Raw genomic sequence first — 16,457 nt, 5'->3', positions numbered from 1 at the left:
TCCGGATTTTTACACAACCACTGGATCGGTCAACCGATCCTTAACTGATCGGCATTAGCCAAATTGGCCCCTGATTTTCATCTACGCTGAATAGCAGATTACATATTGTCGATGATGTCTTGCGCGAACTCGCTACATTTACGCAGCTTAGCGCCTTCCATCAGACGTTCGAAATCGTAAGTCACGGTCTTGTTCTTGATCGCGCCTTCAACGCCCTTAACAATCAGGTCAGCCGCTTCGAACCATTGCAGGTGACGCAGCATCATTTCAGCAGACAGAATCACAGAACCTGGGTTCACTTTATCCTGGCCCGCATATTTCGGTGCAGTACCGTGCGTGGCTTCGAACAGTGCACATTCGTCACCGATATTCGCGCCTGGAGCAATACCGATACCGCCAACCTGTGCCGCCAGGGCATCAGAAATGTAGTCACCGTTCAGGTTCATACAAGCGATAACATCGTATTCAGCAGGACGCAGCAGGATTTGTTGCAGGAATGCATCGGCGATCACGTCTTTTACCACGATCTCTTTGCCAGTGTTCGGGTTCTTGATTTTCACCCACGGGCCGCCATCGATCAGCTCACCGCCGAATTCTTCACGCGCCAACTGGTAACCCCAGTCTTTGAACGCGCCTTCGGTGAATTTCATGATGTTGCCTTTGTGTACCAGCGTGACAGAATCACGGTCGTTGGTGATCGCGTATTCGATAGCTGCGCGAACCAGACGTTTGGTACCTTCTTCGGAACACGGCTTCACGCCGATACCGCACTGCTCAGGGAAACGGATTTTACTAACGCCCATTTCTTCACGCAGGAATTTGATCACTTTGTCTGCTTCAGCAGAACCCGCTTTCCACTCGATACCTGCATAGATGTCTTCGGCGTTTTCGCGGAAGATCACCATGTCGGTCAGCTCAGGCTGTTTAACCGGGCTAGGTGTACCTTCGTAGTAGCGTACCGGACGCAGGCAAACATACAGATCCAACTGTTGGCGCAGTGCAACGTTCAGAGAACGAATACCACCACCGACTGGCGTTGTCAGCGGGCCCTTAATCGCCACACGATATTCACGAATCAAATCCAGCGTTTCTTCCGGCAGCCATACATCTTTACCGTAGACCTGCGTGGATTTTTCACCCGTATAGATCTCCATCCAGGAAATCGCGCGCTTGCCTTGATAGGCTTTCTTCACGGCGGCGTCAACGACGTTGATCATGGCTGGCGTAACATCAATACCGATGCCGTCACCTTCGATAAACGGAATGACCGGGTTGTTTGGAACAACCAGTTTGCCTTGAGCATCAACCGTGATTTTCTGACCTTCTGTCGGTACAACTACTTTGCTTTCCATTAACCTCTCCTTCGAGCGCAATTTTGTTAATGACTTGTAAGATGCGTGTCAATACTACTTGAATATTTAGCCCGCGCCAATCGCAAACCATTTGAGTATAATGCTTTTGTTATCCGCGACTATAAAGATGATGAATAAATTCTCTGTTAAAAATCACAAAGTTAAACGATTCAGCTCACAGCCGGCAAGAAAAAGACAGCCTGACAACGCGCCGCGCCGCATCGTTTTGTTCAATAAACCCTTCGATGTGCTACCGCAATTCACTGATGAAGCCGGACGTCGCACACTGAAAGATTATATTCCGATTAGCGGTATTTATGCCGCCGGGCGTCTGGATCGCGACAGCGAAGGCCTGATGATTCTCACCAATGACGGCAAGCTTCAGGCACGGCTAACCCAGCCAACGAAGAAAACAGCCAAAATTTACTATGTGCAGGTCGAAGGTATTCCTGACGACGCCGCACTGACGCGCTTTCGTACGGGTCTGGACCTGAATGACGGTAAAACGCTGCCCGCCGGAGCGGAGATCGTACCGGAACCTGACTGGCTGTGGCCGCGTAATCCGCCCATACGCGAGCGTAAAAGCATTCCCGACAGCTGGTTAAAAATCACGCTACATGAAGGTCGTAATCGGCAAGTCCGTCGTATGACAGCGAATATCGGGTATCCTACTTTGCGTCTGATTCGATACGGCATGGCCAATCAGACCGTAGAAAACCTGTTACCCGGAGAATGGAAGGAGATAGTGGATGTTTAAACCCCATGTGACAGTCGCCTGTGTGGTACAGGCCGAAAACCATTTTCTGGTCGTCGAAGAGTTAATTAACGATAAATTATTGTGGAACCAGCCCGCGGGCCATCTGGAAGCCGACGAGACGCTGATTCAAGCGGCAAGCCGTGAGCTGTGGGAAGAAACGGGGATTCAGGCCACACCGCAAAGTTTTTTGCGTCTGCACCAATGGATCGCGCCCGACAGCACACCGTTTCTGCGCTTTTGCTTCGCGCTCGATTTGCCTACGCGGGTCGACACTCAGCCGCACGACAGCGATATCGAATGCTGCCGCTGGCTGACCGCCGAGGAAATTCTGCATTCGCGCCAGCTTCGTTCGCCGCTGGTGGCCGAAAGTATTCGCTGCTATCAGCAGCCAGAGCGCTATTCGTTAACCGTATTGGGCGCGTTCAACTGGCCTTTTTAGGCAGAAATCTGTTTTAAACCTGCCGCGAATGGCCTGACCACTTCACGGCAGGAATAGCGATGCAGCCCTCGGCTCAACATGCTAAAATATGCCGCTTGTTTTTCGCATCAATGCGTCAGTAAATTTCAGTTCGTGAGACTCCCATGTCAGATAACAGCCAGAAAAAAGTGATTGTCGGTATGTCCGGCGGTGTTGACTCCTCCGTTTCCGCTTACCTGTTACAGCAACAGGGCTATCATGTTGAAGGCCTGTTCATGAAGAACTGGGAAGAGGATGACGACACAGAATATTGCTCAGCGGCCACCGATCTTGCCGATGCGCAGGCCGTTTGCGACAAGCTGGGTATCGAATTACATACCGTCAACTTTGCCGCTGAATATTGGGACAACGTTTTTGAACTCTTCCTTGAAGAGTACAAAGCGGGCCGTACCCCCAACCCCGATATCCTGTGCAATAAAGAAATCAAATTCAAAGCCTTCCTGGAATTCGCCGCCGAGGATCTCGGGGCAGACTACATCGCGACAGGCCACTATGTCCGTCGTCACGACGTTGACGGTAAAAGCCGTTTGCTGCGCGGCATGGACGGCAACAAAGACCAGAGCTATTTTCTTTATACGCTGAGCCACGAACAGATCGCACAAAGTCTGTTCCCGGTCGGCGAACTGGAAAAACCGCAGGTGCGTAAAATTGCCGAAGAGCTGGAACTGGCAACCGCGAAGAAAAAAGACTCTACCGGTATTTGCTTCATCGGTGAGCGCAAATTCACCGATTTTCTGGCACGCTACCTGCCCGCACAGCCGGGTCCAATTCTGTCCGTCGATGACAACAAACCGATGGGACAGCATCAGGGGCTGATGTACCACACACTGGGGCAACGCAAAGGTTTGGGTATTGGCGGCGTCAAAGACGGCGGCGAAGATCCTTGGTACGTGGTGGATAAAGATGTCGCCAACAACATTCTGTATGTCGCGCAGGGCCACGAACACCCTCGCCTGATGTCGTACGGTTTAATCGCACAGCAGTTACACTGGGTCGATCGTCAGCCGCTCACCGCTGAATTACGTTGTACGGTGAAAACTCGTTATCGTCAGGCAGATATCCCCTGCACCGTCACGCCACTTGGCGACGATCGCATTACCGTGCGTTTTGATGAGCCCGTCGCAGCCGTGACTCCGGGCCAATCTGCCGTGTTTTATCTGGACGAGGTTTGCCTTGGCGGCGGCATCATCGAAGAACGCTTACAGGAGTAACCGTGGCTAAGAACTATTATGAAATCACGCTAGCACTAGCGGGCGTTTGTCAGTCGGCACACTTAGTCCAACAGTTGGCCCACACAGGGAACTGTAATAACGATGTGCTGCATACCTCGCTGAACAGCGTTTTGAATCTCAATCCGGCGTCTACGCTGGCCGTTTACGGTAATGACGAGCAGAACCTGAAAGTTGGGCTGGAAACGCTGCTCGGCATTCTGAATAGCAGCAGCAATAAAGGCGCGGGTGCAGAGCTATCGCGCTACGCTTTCAGCCTGATTGCGTTAGAACGCAAGCTGAATGCAAAGTCTGCCGCGCTTGACGAATTGGGCAAACGCATCGGGCAGTTGGAGCGCCAACTGGAACATTTCGAGCTGCTCTCCGAGACGATTGTGAGTGCGCTGGCCGCGATTTATGTGGATGTCATCAGTACGCTGGGGCCACGTATTCAGGTTACCGGTTCACCGGAAGTGCTGAAAAACAGTCAGGTGCAGGCTAAAGTGCGAGCCGCGCTGCTGGCCGGTATCCGCTCTACGGTGCTCTGGCAACAGATTGGCGGCGGACGCTTGCAGCTGATGTTCTCACGCAGCCAGTTGGTCAAAGAAGCGAAACAGATATTGGCGCGTTGCCCGTCCGTTTGATGGTATTCTTGCCGCTATGATCGACGCTGGTGTGAGTAACGCCAGCGTCACGAAATTGATTATTGTTAATAATTCATTGTCCTTATCGAAATTAATCGTTATTGAAACCAATCTCAGGAGTTGCTTGCGATGGAATTATCCTCACTGACCGCCGTTTCCCCTATTGATGGACGCTACGGCGATAAAGTCAGCACGTTGCGCACCATTTTCAGCGAATTCGGTTTGCTGAAATTCCGTGTGCAGGTTGAAGTACGTTGGCTGCAAAAACTGGCAGCCTGTGCAGAGATCCAGGAAGTTCCTGCATTTGACGCTGACGCAAACGCTTTCCTTGATAAAATTGTCGCCGAATTCAGTGAAGAAGATGCGGCACGTATTAAAACTATCGAGCGCACCACCAACCACGACGTGAAAGCCGTTGAGTACTTCCTGAAAGAGAAAGTCGCCGCTGTTCCGTCACTGCACGCCGTCAACGAATTCATCCACTTCGCCTGTACGTCAGAAGACATCAACAACCTGTCTCATGCACTGATGCTGGATACCGCTCGCCGCGATGTTATCCTGCCACAGTGGCGTCAAATCATTGATGCGCTGAAAACGCTGGCACAGGAATACCGCGATATCCCGCTGCTTTCCCGTACACACGGCCAGCCCGCTACGCCATCCACTATCGGTAAAGAGTTCGCTAACGTGGCTTACCGTATGGATCGCCAATATCGCCAGCTGCAACAAGTTGAGATTCTGGGCAAGATTAATGGTGCCGTCGGTAACTATAACGCCCATCTGGCGGCCTACCCGGAAGTGGACTGGCACCAGTTCAGCGAAAGTTTTGTTACCTCGCTGGGCATCAACTGGAACCCGTACACCACGCAGATCGAACCGCACGATTACATCGCCGAACTGTTCGACTGCATCGCACGTTTCAACACGATTTTGATCGACTTTGACCGTGATATTTGGGGTTACATTGCACTGAATCACTTCAAGCAGAAAACCATTGCGGGCGAAATCGGTTCTTCCACCATGCCGCACAAGGTTAACCCGATCGACTTCGAAAACTCGGAAGGCAACCTGGGTCTGGCGAACGCCGTTCTGGGGCATCTGGCTAGCAAACTGCCAGTTTCCCGTTGGCAGCGTGACCTCACCGACTCTACCGTGCTGCGCAATCTGGGCGTCGGCGTGGGCTATGCGCTGATTGCGTATCAGGCCACGATGAAAGGCATCAGCAAACTGGAAGTGAACCGCGATCGTCTGGCTGACGAACTGGATCACAACTGGGAAGTGTTGGCAGAGCCAATCCAAACCGTGATGCGTCGCTACGGGATTGAAAAACCGTACGAAAAACTGAAAGAGTTGACTCGTGGTAAACGTGTTGATGCTGCCGGTATTCAGGAATTTATCGATGGTTTGGAATTACCAGAAGCGGAAAAAACGCGCCTGAAGGCGATGACACCAGCCAACTATATCGGCCGTGCTATCGCGATGGTCGACGACCTGAAATAACCGTTCTCAAACCCGATCGCAATCTCTCTTTGGCGGGCGCCCTGCCCGCCAGTTAGCTGCCGCACCATACTCTAAATAATTCGAGTTTCAGGTAGGCGGCAAGGGAAGGAATCCCGATGAGCTTACTCAGGTAAGTGATTCGGGTGACTGACTGAAGCCAACACACATGCAACTCGAAGTATGACGAGTATGACCATTTCCAGCCTGTTTATACCCGGTTTACTCTCCCTGTGGATAATTTAACAAATAAAATAAATAACGTTCTCTGCGTATAATGTTGATACGCGGAAGAGACATACATGAAAGACATGGCGCATAACAGTATTTCGATAAACATGGCCATTTCTATTCGACAGAGGATATAGCGATGCGAATTCTGGTCGTTGAAGATAATGTATTATTGCGCCACCATTTAACCGTTCAGATGAACGAAATGGGGCATCAGGTTGACGCAGCATCTGACGCCAAAGAAGCGGATTATTTTCTGCATGAGAATATGCCGGACATCGCCATTGTCGACCTCGGGTTGCCCGATGAAGACGGCATGAGCATGATCCGTCGCTGGCGTGCTCATCAGGTCAAGCTCCCGATTCTGGTGCTGACGGCCCGTGAAGGCTGGCAGGACAAAGTGGCGGTGCTGGAAGCCGGTGCGGACGATTACGTGACCAAGCCGTTCCATATGGAAGAGGTCGTAGCGCGTTTGCAGGCACTGATGCGCCGCAACAGCGGGCTGGCATCGCAAGTCATCAGCCTGCCGCCCTTTGAGATCGACTTATCTCGTCGTGAACTGGTGATCCACGGATCGCCTATCAAGCTCACCGCGTTTGAATACACGATTATCGAGACATTGATTCGCAACAAAGGAAAAGTCGTCAGCAAAGAGTCGTTGATGTTGCAGCTGTACCCCGATGCAGAACTGCGGGAAAGTCATACCATCGACGTGTTGATGGGACGATTACGCAAGAAAATTCAGCAAGCAGAAGCCCCGGATGTGATCACTACCGTGCGCGGACAAGGATATCGCTTTGATATTGATACCCCCTCAGGCTCAGCATGAGCGATAAGAAGCAGCCCTTTTCGCTTCGCATTCGCTTTTTACTCGCGACAGCGGCCATCGTACTGGCGCTGTCGCTCGCCTATGGCGTCGTCGCCATTATCGGTTACAGCGTCAATTTTGATAAAACCTCATTCCGCTTGCTGCGCGGCGAAAGTAACCTCTACTACAGCCTCGCACAGTGGCGCGATAACCAACTGAATATCGTCACGCCCCCCGACGTTGACATCAATTTCCCCACGTTGGTGTTGATATACGATGAGAATGGCAACATGCTCTGGCGCGAAAAGCACGTTCCCGAGTTGGAAGCGCTAATCAAGCCGGAATGGCTGAACAAGACGGCCTATCACGAACTGGATACCGACACCGATACCAGCAGCGCGGTATTAACGGGCAATACCTTACTGCTGAGCAGCCTGCGGGCACTGAATGGCGCGCATAGCAATGCGTTAACGCACTCTATCGCCGTAAACGTTTACCCGAAGACCGAGCATCTCCCTTCCATCACAATTGTTGTAGTCGATCGCATCCCTCAAGAACTCCAGCAGGAAGACATGGTGTGGGAATGGTTCAGCTATGTGTTGATCGCCAACCTTCTGCTGGTGCTTCCCCTGCTGTGGCTGGGCGCTCACTGGAGCCTACGTCCTATTCAGCATTTGGTAAAACAGATCGCCGAGCTGGAAAAAGGGACGCGCGATCAACTGGATGAAAATCCGCCGCGCGAACTGTTCAGCCTGGTAAAAAACCTGAATATTCTGCTGAATAACGAACGCCAGCGCTACCATAAGTACCGCACAACGCTCACCGATCTCACCCACAGTTTAAAAACGCCACTGGCAGTTTTACAGACCACGTTACGTGCGCTGCGAACCGGTAAAGAGATCACTATCGATCAGGCCGAGCCCATTATGCTGTCGCAGATCAGCCGCATTTCGCAGCAGATTGGCTATTACCTGCATCGCGCCAGCGTACGCTCCGAACATAATCTACTGATACGTGAAGTACACTCGGTTCCGGCGCTGCTGGATGGCCTATGTTCTGCATTAAATAAGGTTTATCAGCGCAAGGGCGTAGTATTGACGCTCGATATTCCGCCAGAACTGACCTTCGTGGGCGAGAAGAATGATTTTATGGAAGTCATGGGCAATATTCTTGATAACGCCTGCAAGTACTGCCTGGAATTTGTCGAAATTAGCGTGCAATACTCCGATCACAAACTGCATCTGATTATCGATGACGATGGCCCCGGCATCCACGAAAGCAAGCGCGAAATGATCTTCCTGCGTGGGCAACGTGCCGACCGTATGCGCCCCGGACAAGGTATCGGCCTTGCCGTTGCCGTCGAAATTATCGAACAATATCAGGGTGAGATTCTCATCAGCGACAGCGCACTGGGTGGTGCCCGAGTCGAAGCTATTTTCTCCCGTCAAAACCTGAGCCAGAATGAGGGATGAAAGGCAGTACAGCGCGCGATGCTTCCGCTATACTTATCGCCAAAATACTGATTGTTTTAAAATACTGATTATTTCAAGAAAAATCATATCTTCAAGAACAGTCATTTCCTCAAAAAAACACGTTTCTGGAAAACAGTATGGACTATCAGCTCAATCTCGACTGGCAGGATTTTTTAGCGAACTACTGGCAAAAACGTCCGCTCCTGATTAAAGGCGGTTTCACGCATTTTATCGACCCGATTTCACCCGACGAACTCGCCGGGCTGGCGTTGGAAAATGAGGTTGATAGCCGCCTGGTCAGCCATCAGAATGGCCGCTGGCAGGTAAGCCACGGTCCTTTCGAGAGCTACGATCATCTGGGGGAAAGCAACTGGTCGCTGCTGGTGCAGGCCGTCGATCACTGGCATGAGCCCTCTTCAGCCTTGATGCAGCCCTTTCGACAGCTGCCGGACTGGCGTACCGATGATTTGATGATTTCATTTTCCGTTCCCGGTGGTGGTGTAGGGCCACATCTGGATCAGTATGATGTGTTCATCATTCAGGGGACGGGGCGTCGCCGCTGGCGCATCGGTGAAAAAATACCGATGAAGCAGCACTGTCCACATCCCGATCTGCTTCAGGTCGATCCGTTTGACGCCATTATTGATGAGGAACTGGAACCGGGCGATATCGTCTATATTCCACCGGGTTTCCCGCACGAAGGCTATTCGCTGGAAAACTCGCTGAACTATTCGGTGGGTTTCCGTGCGCCGAATGCTCGCGAGTTGGTGAGCGGCTTTGCGGATTATGTACTTTCCCGTGAACTCGGCAGCTATCGCTACAGCGATCCCGAGATCCCCTCCCGCGATCATATCGCCAGCGTACTGCCGCAAGAGCTGGATGCGCTGCAAAAAATGATGTTGGAGCTGGTGCAGCAACCGGAGCATTTCCAGAACTGGTTTGGCGAATTTATTTCCCAGTCCCGTCACGAGCTCGACCTCTCACCACCGGAACCACCTTATCAGGCTGGCGAAGTGTATGAATATCTGCAACAGGGTGAACCACTGCGTCGTTTAGGTGGTCTGCGTGTCATCTGCGTTGGAGATAGCTGCTTCGTTAACGGGGAAAAAGTGAACAGCACGCACAAAGCGGCGCTGTTTGCGCTGGCTGAGCACCCGGCTATTGGTGCAGAACTGCTGGGCGATGCACTGGAAGACCCCTCTTTCCTCGCGCAGCTCACCGTGCTGATTAACAGCGGTTACTGGTACTTTGCGGATTAAGACCAATCTTGAATCATTGTTAGCACAAAGATAAGGCGGGAATGTCCCGCCTTATTCATCTCTGAAAAATGGAAACACTTACGGCTTCGCGCGCAGCGCCGTCAGTTCAGCAATACGCATAATCACAGATACCGCCTTTTCCATGCCTTCCAACGTGACAAATTCGTGTTTGCCATGATAGTTGTAGCCGCCGGTAAACAGATTTGGGCATGGTAGCCCTTGAAATGACAAGTGTGCACCGTCGGTGCCGCCGCGAATCGGCTTCATATTCGGCTCAATGTCGCAATCCCGCATCGCCTGCTGCGCCAACGCGATAATGTGCGGATGCTGCTCAACCTGCTCACGCATGTTGTAATAGGTATCGGTAATTGTGACTTCAATATAGCAATCTGGGTGCAGCCCCGCGCCGACCTTTTCCGCAATATCCAGCATCGTCTGTTTACGCTGTTCAAAGCCGTTGCGATCAAAATCCCGGACGATGTAATGCAAATCTGCGCGCTCCACAGAGCCTTTCATGTTGTGAAGATGATAGAACCCCTGATAGCCGTCCGTCTGCTCCGGCGATTGACTCTCCGGCACATGCTGGTGATAGCGCGAGGCCAGCGTCAGCGCGTTCACCATCACGCCTTTGGCGCTACCGGGATGCACATTGTTGCCCACGATTTTCACCTGAACCGAGGCGGCATTAAAATTCTCATACTCCAGCTCGCCGACACCACCGCCGTCCACGGTATAGGCCCACTGTGCGTTAAACGCTTTGACATCAAAAAACTGAGCGCCCTTGCCAATTTCTTCATCAGGCGTAAAGGCAACGCGAATATCGCCGTGCGGGAGCTGGCTTTTCTTCAAACGCACCAGCGCGGTCATAATTTCCGCGATCCCCGCTTTATCATCCGCTCCCAGCAGCGTTTTGCCGTCTGTGGTAATCAGCGTGTGCCCCAGTAGCTGGTGCAGCACCGGGAACATCACGGGTGACAGCACTTCATCCCCCACGCCCAAGGCAATATCGCCACCGCGATAGTTTTCCAGAATCTGTGGATTAACATTCTTGCCGCTAAAATCTGGTGACGTATCCATATGTGAAATAAAGCCGATGGCCGGAACGGGCCAGGCGACGTTTGCCGGAAGCGTCGCCATCAGGCAGCCCTGCTTGCTCAACGTCACTTGCTCAAATCCCAGTTCGAGCAGTTCCTGCTGCAACGCACGCGCCAGTTTCAACTGACCGTCGGTGCTCGGCACCTGCCGAACGCCGGATTTAGACTGTGTATCAAATGAAACGTAATTCAAAAATCTGTCGAGTAATTTATCCATCTTATTTATACCCCCTGAACCCTGAAAGGCATTATGGATAGGGCTACCCCGGTAGATATTGCGTCAGGTCAGTTTTTTCCCGATTTAATAAACTGCCAGACCAGAATTCAGGCCAAAAAGCAGCGACCGTGTCACGAAGAACCTCTAAATCAGGTAACAATCAGGAAACATACACCCTAATTCATTGGCTGAACCTCCCTCATTCGTTTACCAATCGGCAGTAAGTGGGTAACACAAGTTGGCGTCAGGCAGCGTTTCCCGTAAAATGCCGCCCTTAACTACGCACGCTGTCTGAAAGGTGATAACCCTTGGTACGATCGCAACGGACATACCGTTGATCGGCCAAATCAGGAAATAGAGCTATACCTTAATGAAAGAAAACTCCCTGACTGTGCCGGTCGTTGAATTGCTCAACGTCCATAAAGGCTTTGATGGCAAAGACATCATTTCACATTTTAATCTCACCATTAATAACGGTGAGTTTCTGACGATCCTCGGGCCATCCGGCTGCGGCAAAACCACCGTACTGCGTTTGATTGCCGGTCTGGAAACAGTTGATAGCGGCAACGTCATACTGGAAAAGCAGGACATCACCAACCAGCCCGCCGAACAGCGACACGTTAATACTGTATTTCAAAGTTACGCCCTGTTTCCTCATCTCAGCGTGTTTGAGAACGTGGCATTCGGCCTGCGCATGCAAAAAACACCCGCCGCAGATATTGCACCGCGCGTGATTGAAGCGCTGAAAATGGTTCAGTTGGAAGAGCTGGCGCAGCGTCGCCCACATCAGTTGTCCGGTGGCCAGCAGCAGCGTGTCGCCATCGCCCGCGCCGTCGTCAATCAGCCGAAGGTTCTGCTGCTGGATGAATCCCTGTCCGCGCTCGACTATAAGCTGCGCAAGCAGATGCAGAACGAATTGAAAGCGTTGCAACGTAAGCTGGGTATCACCTTTATTTTCGTCACGCACGATCAGGAAGAAGCACTGACCATGTCTGACCGCATCGTAGTGATGCGAGATGGACGCATCGAGCAAGACGGCACGCCGCGTGAAATCTACGAAGAGCCAAAAAATCTGTTCGTCGCCAGCTTTATTGGTGAAATCAATATCTTTGATGCCGTGGTGCTGGAGCTGTTGGACGAACAGCGGGTGCGCGCTCAGGTCGAAGGCCACGAATGCGTTATCACCGCCAGTTTTCCGGTCAACGTCGGCCAACACCTCAACGTACTGCTGCGACCGGAAGATTTACGCGTCGAAGAACTTGGCGACGGCATGCAGGCGGAAGGTATGGTGGGCTACGTGCGCGAGCGCAACTATAAAGGCATGACGCTGGAATCCAACATTGAGCTGGAAAACGGCAAAATGGTCATGGTCAGCGAGTTTTTTAACGAAGACGATCCCGACTTCGACCATTCACTCAACCAGAAAGTAGACGTCACTTGGGTGGAAAGTTGGGAGGTAGTCCTGCACGATGAAGAAGTCGCGTAAACGCTTTCAAAACACCATTATTACACTCATCGTTGCCTGGCTGGTGCTGTTTGTTTTCCTGCCCAACTTGATGATCATCGGAACCAGTTTTCTGACGCGCGATGACACCCATTTCGTCAGCCTGGTCTTTACGCTGGAAAACTATACGCGACTGGCCGATCCGCTTTATGCTTCTGTGCTGCTGCATTCGCTGAACATGGCCGTTATCGCCACGCTCTGCTGTCTGCTGCTCGGCTATCCGTTCGCCTTTATTCTGGCACGTTTACCGAAAAAAATTCAGCCGCTGATGCTGTTTCTGCTGATTGTGCCATTTTGGACCAACTCGCTAATCCGCATTTACGGCCTGAAAATCTTTCTGAGTACACGCGGGCATCTGAATGAATTTCTGCTTTGGACGGGCCTTATCGATACGCCGCTGCGGATTATGTACACCTCCGAAGCAGTGATTCTCGGCCTGATTTACATCCTGCTGCCGTTCATGGTGCTACCGCTCTACTCCAGCATTGAAAAACTCGATAAATCCTACCTTGAAGCCGCCCGCGATCTGGGTGCCGATAAGTGGCAAACCTTCATTCGCGTCGTTATCCCGTTGACGATGCCAGGGATTATCGCGGGCTGCCTGCTGGTACTGTTGCCCGCGATGGGATTGTTCTTCGTTGCCGATCTGATGGGCGGTGCCAAGAATTTACTGATCGGTAACGTCATTAAAAGCCAGTTCCTCAATATCCGCGACTGGCCGTTTGGTGCCGCCACCAGCATCTGCCTGACGCTGGTCATGGGCGTGCTGCTCTTTATCTACTACCGCACGGCCCGCCTGCTGAATAAAAAAGGAGAGCTGGAATGACCGGACGCTTAATCCGCGGTGGATTTATGTCCATCATTTACGCTTACCTGTACATCCCGATAATCATTCTGATCGTGAACTCGTTTAATCAGGCGCGTTTCGGCATCAACTGGCAGGGATTTACACTGGACTGGTATCGGCTGCTGATAAACAACGACAGCCTGCTTCAGGCCGCGCAGCACTCACTGACGATGGCCGTTTTTTCCGCGACGTTCGCCACGTTGATTGGCTCCCTGACGGCCGTCGCACTGTATCGCTACCGCTTTCGCGGCAAACCTTTTGTCGGCGGTATGCTGTTCGTGGTGATGATGTCGCCGGATATCGTGATGGCGATCTCACTGCTGGTGCTCTTCATGCTGCTGGGCATATCGCTCGGATTCTGGTCGCTGCTGTTTTCCCACATTACTTTCTGCCTGCCGTTTGTGGTGGTCACCGTCTACTCACGCCTGAAAGGGTTTGACGTACGGATGCTGGAAGCCGCGCGCGATTTAGGCGCCAGCGAAGTGACCATTCTGCGCAAAATCATTCTGCCGCTGGCCATGCCGGCCGTAGCCGCCAGTTGGCTGCTCAGCTTTACGCTGTCGATGGATGACGTAGTGGTGTCCTCGTTTGTCACCGGGCCCGCGTATGAGATTCTACCGTTGAAGATTTACTCAATGGTGAAGGTCGGCGTTTCCCCTGAAGTCAACGCGCTGGCAACGATTTTGCTGATTCTGTCGCTCGTGCTGGTGCTCAGTAGCCAGCTAATTTTACGCGACCGCACCGGAAAATAAGGTTGCGGCTCGCGCGATGAATACCGTTATTTTCATACCACTCTTCTATACCCTAAATAATTCGGGTTGCAGGAAGGCGGCAAGAGAGGGAGTCCCGATGAGCTTACTTAAATAAGTGATTCGGGCGACTGAACGTAGCCAACACACCTGCAACTTGAAGTATGACGGGTATAGTGTTGGTATTTCCTTTGGGACTCGTAAGGAGGTAAACATAATGAAAAAGTGGCCACACCTACTGGCAGCCTGCGCGATGGCGTTTGGCATCAGCACCGCCAACGCCAACGACGGCAAAACGCTCTATTTCTACAACTGGACCGAATACGTACCACCGGGCCTGTTGGAACAGTTCACTAAAGAAACGGGCATCAAGGTGATTTACTCCACCTATGAATCCAACGAGAGTATGTACGCCAAGCTGAAGACCTATAAGGATAGTGCTTACGATTTGGTCGTGCCTTCAACTTATTTCATCTCTAAGATGAGCAAAGAAGGCATGCTGCAAAAGATTGATACCAGCAAGCTCAGCAACTTTCATAATCTCGATCCGAACCTGTTGCACAAATCTTTCGACCCAAATAACGACTACTCCATTCCCTATATTTGGGGCGCAACGGCGATTGGTATTAATCATGAAATGATTGACCCTGCCAGCGTCACCCGTTGGGCCGACCTGTGGGATACCAAGTACAAAAACAGCCTGCTGCTGACGGACGACGCGCGCGAGGTGTTCCAAATCGCCCTGCGTAAACTGGGTTACTCTGCGAATACCACCGACCCTAAAGAGATTGAGGCGGCCTATAAAGAGCTGCAAACCCTGATGCCGAACGTGCTGACGTTCAACTCAGACAACCCCGGCAACCCGTTCATCGAAGGTGAAGTCAATCTGGGTATGGTGTGGAACGGTTCTGCCTACGTGGCGCGTCAGGCAGGTACACCGCTGGATGTCATCTGGCCCAAAGAAGGCGGTATCTTCTGGATGGACAGTCTGGCGATTCCGGCCAACGCCAAAAACGTTGACGGCGCGATGAAGCTGATCGACTTCCTGCTGCGCCCAGAAGTGGCGGCACAGGTTGCGGAAACCATCGGCTATCCGACACCGAATCTGGCAGCGAAAAAATTACTGCCGCCGGAGGTTGCAGGGGACAAAACACTGTACCCGGATGATGAAACCATCGCGAAAGGCGAATGGCAGAATGACGTCGGCAGCGCCAGCACGCTATATGAAACCTACTTCCAGCAGCTAAAAGCGGGTCGTTAATAGCGCACGCTATAGCGATGCAAATCGGCTTTCTCTATCGGAATCGGCAGACCGCTGGCGAGCCTATTTACCGAACAAGAACGGTGGTAACGGAATAGAAGAGTAAAGCGTTTGCGCCAGGGACAAAAACGTCAGGAACGTTTTTGAACGTCGCTTGCGACGGCCCTGAAAGGGTGAATCTCAGGGATGAGATTCATATCTGCGCAATCCGAGCTTACATGGACGGATCTATCCGTTACTACCGCTCGACGCGCTTTGTCTGCAACCTCTAGCTTTCATTACCATAAACTATGTTTCTACTCTGATTACAAATATCACCTCAAACCCTCAAATTGACAGCTAAAAGCATTATCCTGACGGCATTAGGAAAATAATTGCGCGCAGCTTCTTCTATAATGATTCAACACCCACCGGAATCACGATAAGGAGCACCACCATGCTGCAACTCTCCAGCCACAGTTTTCAGGACGGCGAAACTATCCCGGGCGAATTTGCCTTTGCCGTACCGGACGCAACTAGCCACATTGCGCTGTCTTCTAACCACAATCCCCATCTTGCCTGGCACGGCGCGCCCGAAGGGACACAGTCTTTCGTATTGATCTGCCACGACCCGGATGTACCCAGCCGGGGTGACGATGTGAATTAGGAAGGCCGCGAGGTGAGTGCCTCTCTGCCGCGTGTCGATTTCTACCATTGGCTATTGCTCGATATTCCAGCCAGCGTCAATGAAATTCCTGCCGCCTCACATTCCACTGGCATCACGCCACGTGGTAAAGCGGGCCCGGATGCACCGACAGGGCTCCGACACGGCATCAATGATTACACCGTCTGGTTCGCCAGCGATGAGCAGATGAATGGCACCTACTATGGCTATGATGGCCCTTGTCCGCCGTGGAACGATGCGATCGTCCATCATTACATCTTCACTCTCTACGCTCTCGCGACGCCTGCTTTAACGATAGAAGGTGAACTTAATGGAGCAAATGTCCGCGCTGCGTTGGCTAGCGCGCCAGTATTGGCAGAAGCGACACTCACCGGGCTGTATACGCTGAATCCCGCATTGTTGTGATAACGATAAG

14 protein-coding genes and 1 pseudogene are annotated in these 16,457 nt (G+C 52.0%); 13 read left to right on the top strand and 2 right to left on the bottom strand.

What is annotated here, in order from left to right:
• Window positions 1–98 precede the first annotated feature (98 nt).
• The gene (icd, locus tag EIP93_RS10540) at window positions 99–1,352 is read right to left on the bottom strand and encodes an NADP-dependent isocitrate dehydrogenase (protein ID WP_010297897.1); all 1,254 of its coding nucleotides are present in this window, start codon (window positions 1,350–1,352) and stop codon (window positions 99–101) included.
• A 130-nt stretch (window positions 1,353–1,482) separates the two neighbouring features.
• On the opposite strand from icd, the gene rluE reads away from it, so the two are divergent.
• The 8 genes from rluE to EIP93_RS10500 all read left to right on the top strand — a co-directional run bounded on the left by rluE (window position 1,483) and on the right by EIP93_RS10500 (window position 9,706).
• A complete protein-coding gene (rluE, locus tag EIP93_RS10535) occupies window positions 1,483–2,109 on the top strand; it encodes a 23S rRNA pseudouridine(2457) synthase RluE (protein ID WP_164498026.1) in 627 nt (208 codons plus the stop codon).
• Window positions 2,102–2,548 (top strand): NUDIX hydrolase, encoded by a 447-nt coding sequence (locus EIP93_RS10530; protein WP_119158633.1) that lies wholly within the window; start codon window positions 2,102–2,104, stop codon window positions 2,546–2,548. Before rluE ends, EIP93_RS10530 begins: the two co-directional genes overlap by 8 nt.
• Window positions 2,549–2,691: 143 nt before the next feature.
• Window positions 2,692–3,798: a tRNA 2-thiouridine(34) synthase MnmA gene (gene mnmA, locus EIP93_RS10525; protein WP_103860808.1), complete on the top strand. Its 1,107-nt coding sequence runs from the start codon at window positions 2,692–2,694 to the stop codon at window positions 3,796–3,798.
• Window positions 3,799–3,800: 2 nt separating this feature from the next.
• Window positions 3,801–4,439 (top strand): high frequency lysogenization protein HflD, encoded by a 639-nt coding sequence (gene hflD / locus EIP93_RS10520; RefSeq protein ID WP_039472878.1) that lies wholly within the window; start codon window positions 3,801–3,803, stop codon window positions 4,437–4,439.
• Between the two features lie 129 nt (window positions 4,440–4,568).
• Window positions 4,569–5,939 carry an adenylosuccinate lyase gene (gene purB / locus EIP93_RS10515; protein WP_103860809.1) on the top strand — a complete coding sequence of 457 codons (1,371 nt, stop codon included), beginning with the start codon at window positions 4,569–4,571 and terminating at the stop codon, window positions 5,937–5,939.
• A 367-nt stretch (window positions 5,940–6,306) separates the two neighbouring features.
• Window positions 6,307–6,996 carry a two-component system response regulator PhoP gene (gene phoP / locus EIP93_RS10510; RefSeq protein WP_103940458.1) on the top strand — a complete coding sequence of 230 codons (690 nt, stop codon included), beginning with the start codon at window positions 6,307–6,309 and terminating at the stop codon, window positions 6,994–6,996.
• Complete coding sequence (gene phoQ / locus EIP93_RS10505) at window positions 6,993–8,447, top strand: two-component system sensor histidine kinase PhoQ (RefSeq protein ID WP_103940460.1); 1,455 nt, start codon at window positions 6,993–6,995, stop codon at window positions 8,445–8,447. The genes phoP and phoQ overlap by 4 nt, the downstream gene beginning before the upstream one ends.
• A 137-nt stretch (window positions 8,448–8,584) precedes the next feature.
• Window positions 8,585–9,706, top strand: a complete 1,122-nt coding sequence (locus EIP93_RS10500; RefSeq protein WP_103860811.1) for a ribosomal protein uL16 3-hydroxylase — start codon at window positions 8,585–8,587, stop codon at window positions 9,704–9,706.
• Window positions 9,707–9,784: 78 nt separating this feature from the next.
• Here the strand turns inward: EIP93_RS10500 and pepT are convergent, their stop codons facing one another.
• Complete coding sequence (gene pepT / locus EIP93_RS10495) at window positions 9,785–11,017, bottom strand: peptidase T (RefSeq protein ID WP_119158632.1); 1,233 nt, start codon at window positions 11,015–11,017, stop codon at window positions 9,785–9,787.
• A gap of 370 nt (window positions 11,018–11,387) precedes the next feature.
• Between pepT and potA the strand changes: the two genes are divergently transcribed.
• The 5 genes and pseudogenes from potA to EIP93_RS10470 all read left to right on the top strand — a co-directional run bounded on the left by potA (window position 11,388) and on the right by EIP93_RS10470 (window position 16,447).
• Complete coding sequence (gene potA / locus EIP93_RS10490; RefSeq protein ID WP_125232680.1) at window positions 11,388–12,503, top strand: spermidine/putrescine ABC transporter ATP-binding protein PotA; 1,116 nt, start codon at window positions 11,388–11,390, stop codon at window positions 12,501–12,503.
• Window positions 12,487–13,347 carry a spermidine/putrescine ABC transporter permease PotB gene (gene potB, locus EIP93_RS10485; protein WP_125232679.1) on the top strand — a complete coding sequence of 287 codons (861 nt, stop codon included), beginning with the start codon at window positions 12,487–12,489 and terminating at the stop codon, window positions 13,345–13,347. The genes potA and potB overlap by 17 nt, the downstream gene beginning before the upstream one ends.
• Window positions 13,344–14,120: a spermidine/putrescine ABC transporter permease PotC gene (potC, locus tag EIP93_RS10480; RefSeq protein WP_103970919.1), complete on the top strand. Its 777-nt coding sequence runs from the start codon at window positions 13,344–13,346 to the stop codon at window positions 14,118–14,120. The genes potB and potC overlap by 4 nt, the downstream gene beginning before the upstream one ends.
• Before the next feature lie 214 nt (window positions 14,121–14,334).
• Window positions 14,335–15,378 carry a spermidine/putrescine ABC transporter substrate-binding protein PotD gene (gene potD / locus EIP93_RS10475; RefSeq protein ID WP_116586972.1) on the top strand — a complete coding sequence of 348 codons (1,044 nt, stop codon included), beginning with the start codon at window positions 14,335–14,337 and terminating at the stop codon, window positions 15,376–15,378.
• 436 nt (window positions 15,379–15,814) lie between these two features.
• Window positions 15,815–16,447 (top strand): annotated as a pseudogene (locus EIP93_RS10470) (YbhB/YbcL family Raf kinase inhibitor-like protein).
• The last annotated feature ends 10 nt before the right edge of the window (window positions 16,448–16,457 follow it).

It is taken from the genome of Pectobacterium versatile (genome assembly GCF_003932035.1).
GTDB classification, from domain to species: Bacteria; Pseudomonadota; Gammaproteobacteria; order Enterobacterales; family Enterobacteriaceae; genus Pectobacterium; species Pectobacterium versatile.
Note: the sequence above shows the minus strand (reverse complement) of the source record. Positions and strands in the feature narration are given on the sequence as shown.

Excerpts from the sequence above, each read along its gene's own strand:
- mnmA (WP_103860808.1), top strand. The coding sequence starts at position 2,692 with ATGTCAGATAACAGCCAGAAAAAAGTGATTGTCGGTATGTCCGGCGGT.
- pepT (WP_119158632.1), bottom strand. The coding sequence starts at position 11,017 with ATGGATAAATTACTCGACAGATTTTTGAATTACGTTTCATTTGATACA.
- phoQ (WP_103940460.1), top strand. The coding sequence starts at position 6,993 with ATGAGCGATAAGAAGCAGCCCTTTTCGCTTCGCATTCGCTTTTTACTC.
- purB (WP_103860809.1), top strand. The coding sequence starts at position 4,569 with ATGGAATTATCCTCACTGACCGCCGTTTCCCCTATTGATGGACGCTAC.
- potB (WP_125232679.1), top strand. The coding sequence starts at position 12,487 with ATGAAGAAGTCGCGTAAACGCTTTCAAAACACCATTATTACACTCATC.
- potC (WP_103970919.1), top strand. The coding sequence starts at position 13,344 with ATGACCGGACGCTTAATCCGCGGTGGATTTATGTCCATCATTTACGCT.
- EIP93_RS10530 (WP_119158633.1), top strand. The coding sequence starts at position 2,102 with ATGTTTAAACCCCATGTGACAGTCGCCTGTGTGGTACAGGCCGAAAAC.
- rluE (WP_164498026.1), top strand. The coding sequence starts at position 1,483 with ATGAATAAATTCTCTGTTAAAAATCACAAAGTTAAACGATTCAGCTCA.
- EIP93_RS10500 (WP_103860811.1), top strand. The coding sequence starts at position 8,585 with ATGGACTATCAGCTCAATCTCGACTGGCAGGATTTTTTAGCGAACTAC.
- icd (WP_010297897.1), bottom strand. The coding sequence starts at position 1,352 with ATGGAAAGCAAAGTAGTTGTACCGACAGAAGGTCAGAAAATCACGGTT.
- potD (WP_116586972.1), top strand. The coding sequence starts at position 14,335 with ATGAAAAAGTGGCCACACCTACTGGCAGCCTGCGCGATGGCGTTTGGC.
- potA (WP_125232680.1), top strand. The coding sequence starts at position 11,388 with ATGAAAGAAAACTCCCTGACTGTGCCGGTCGTTGAATTGCTCAACGTC.
- phoP (WP_103940458.1), top strand. The coding sequence starts at position 6,307 with ATGCGAATTCTGGTCGTTGAAGATAATGTATTATTGCGCCACCATTTA.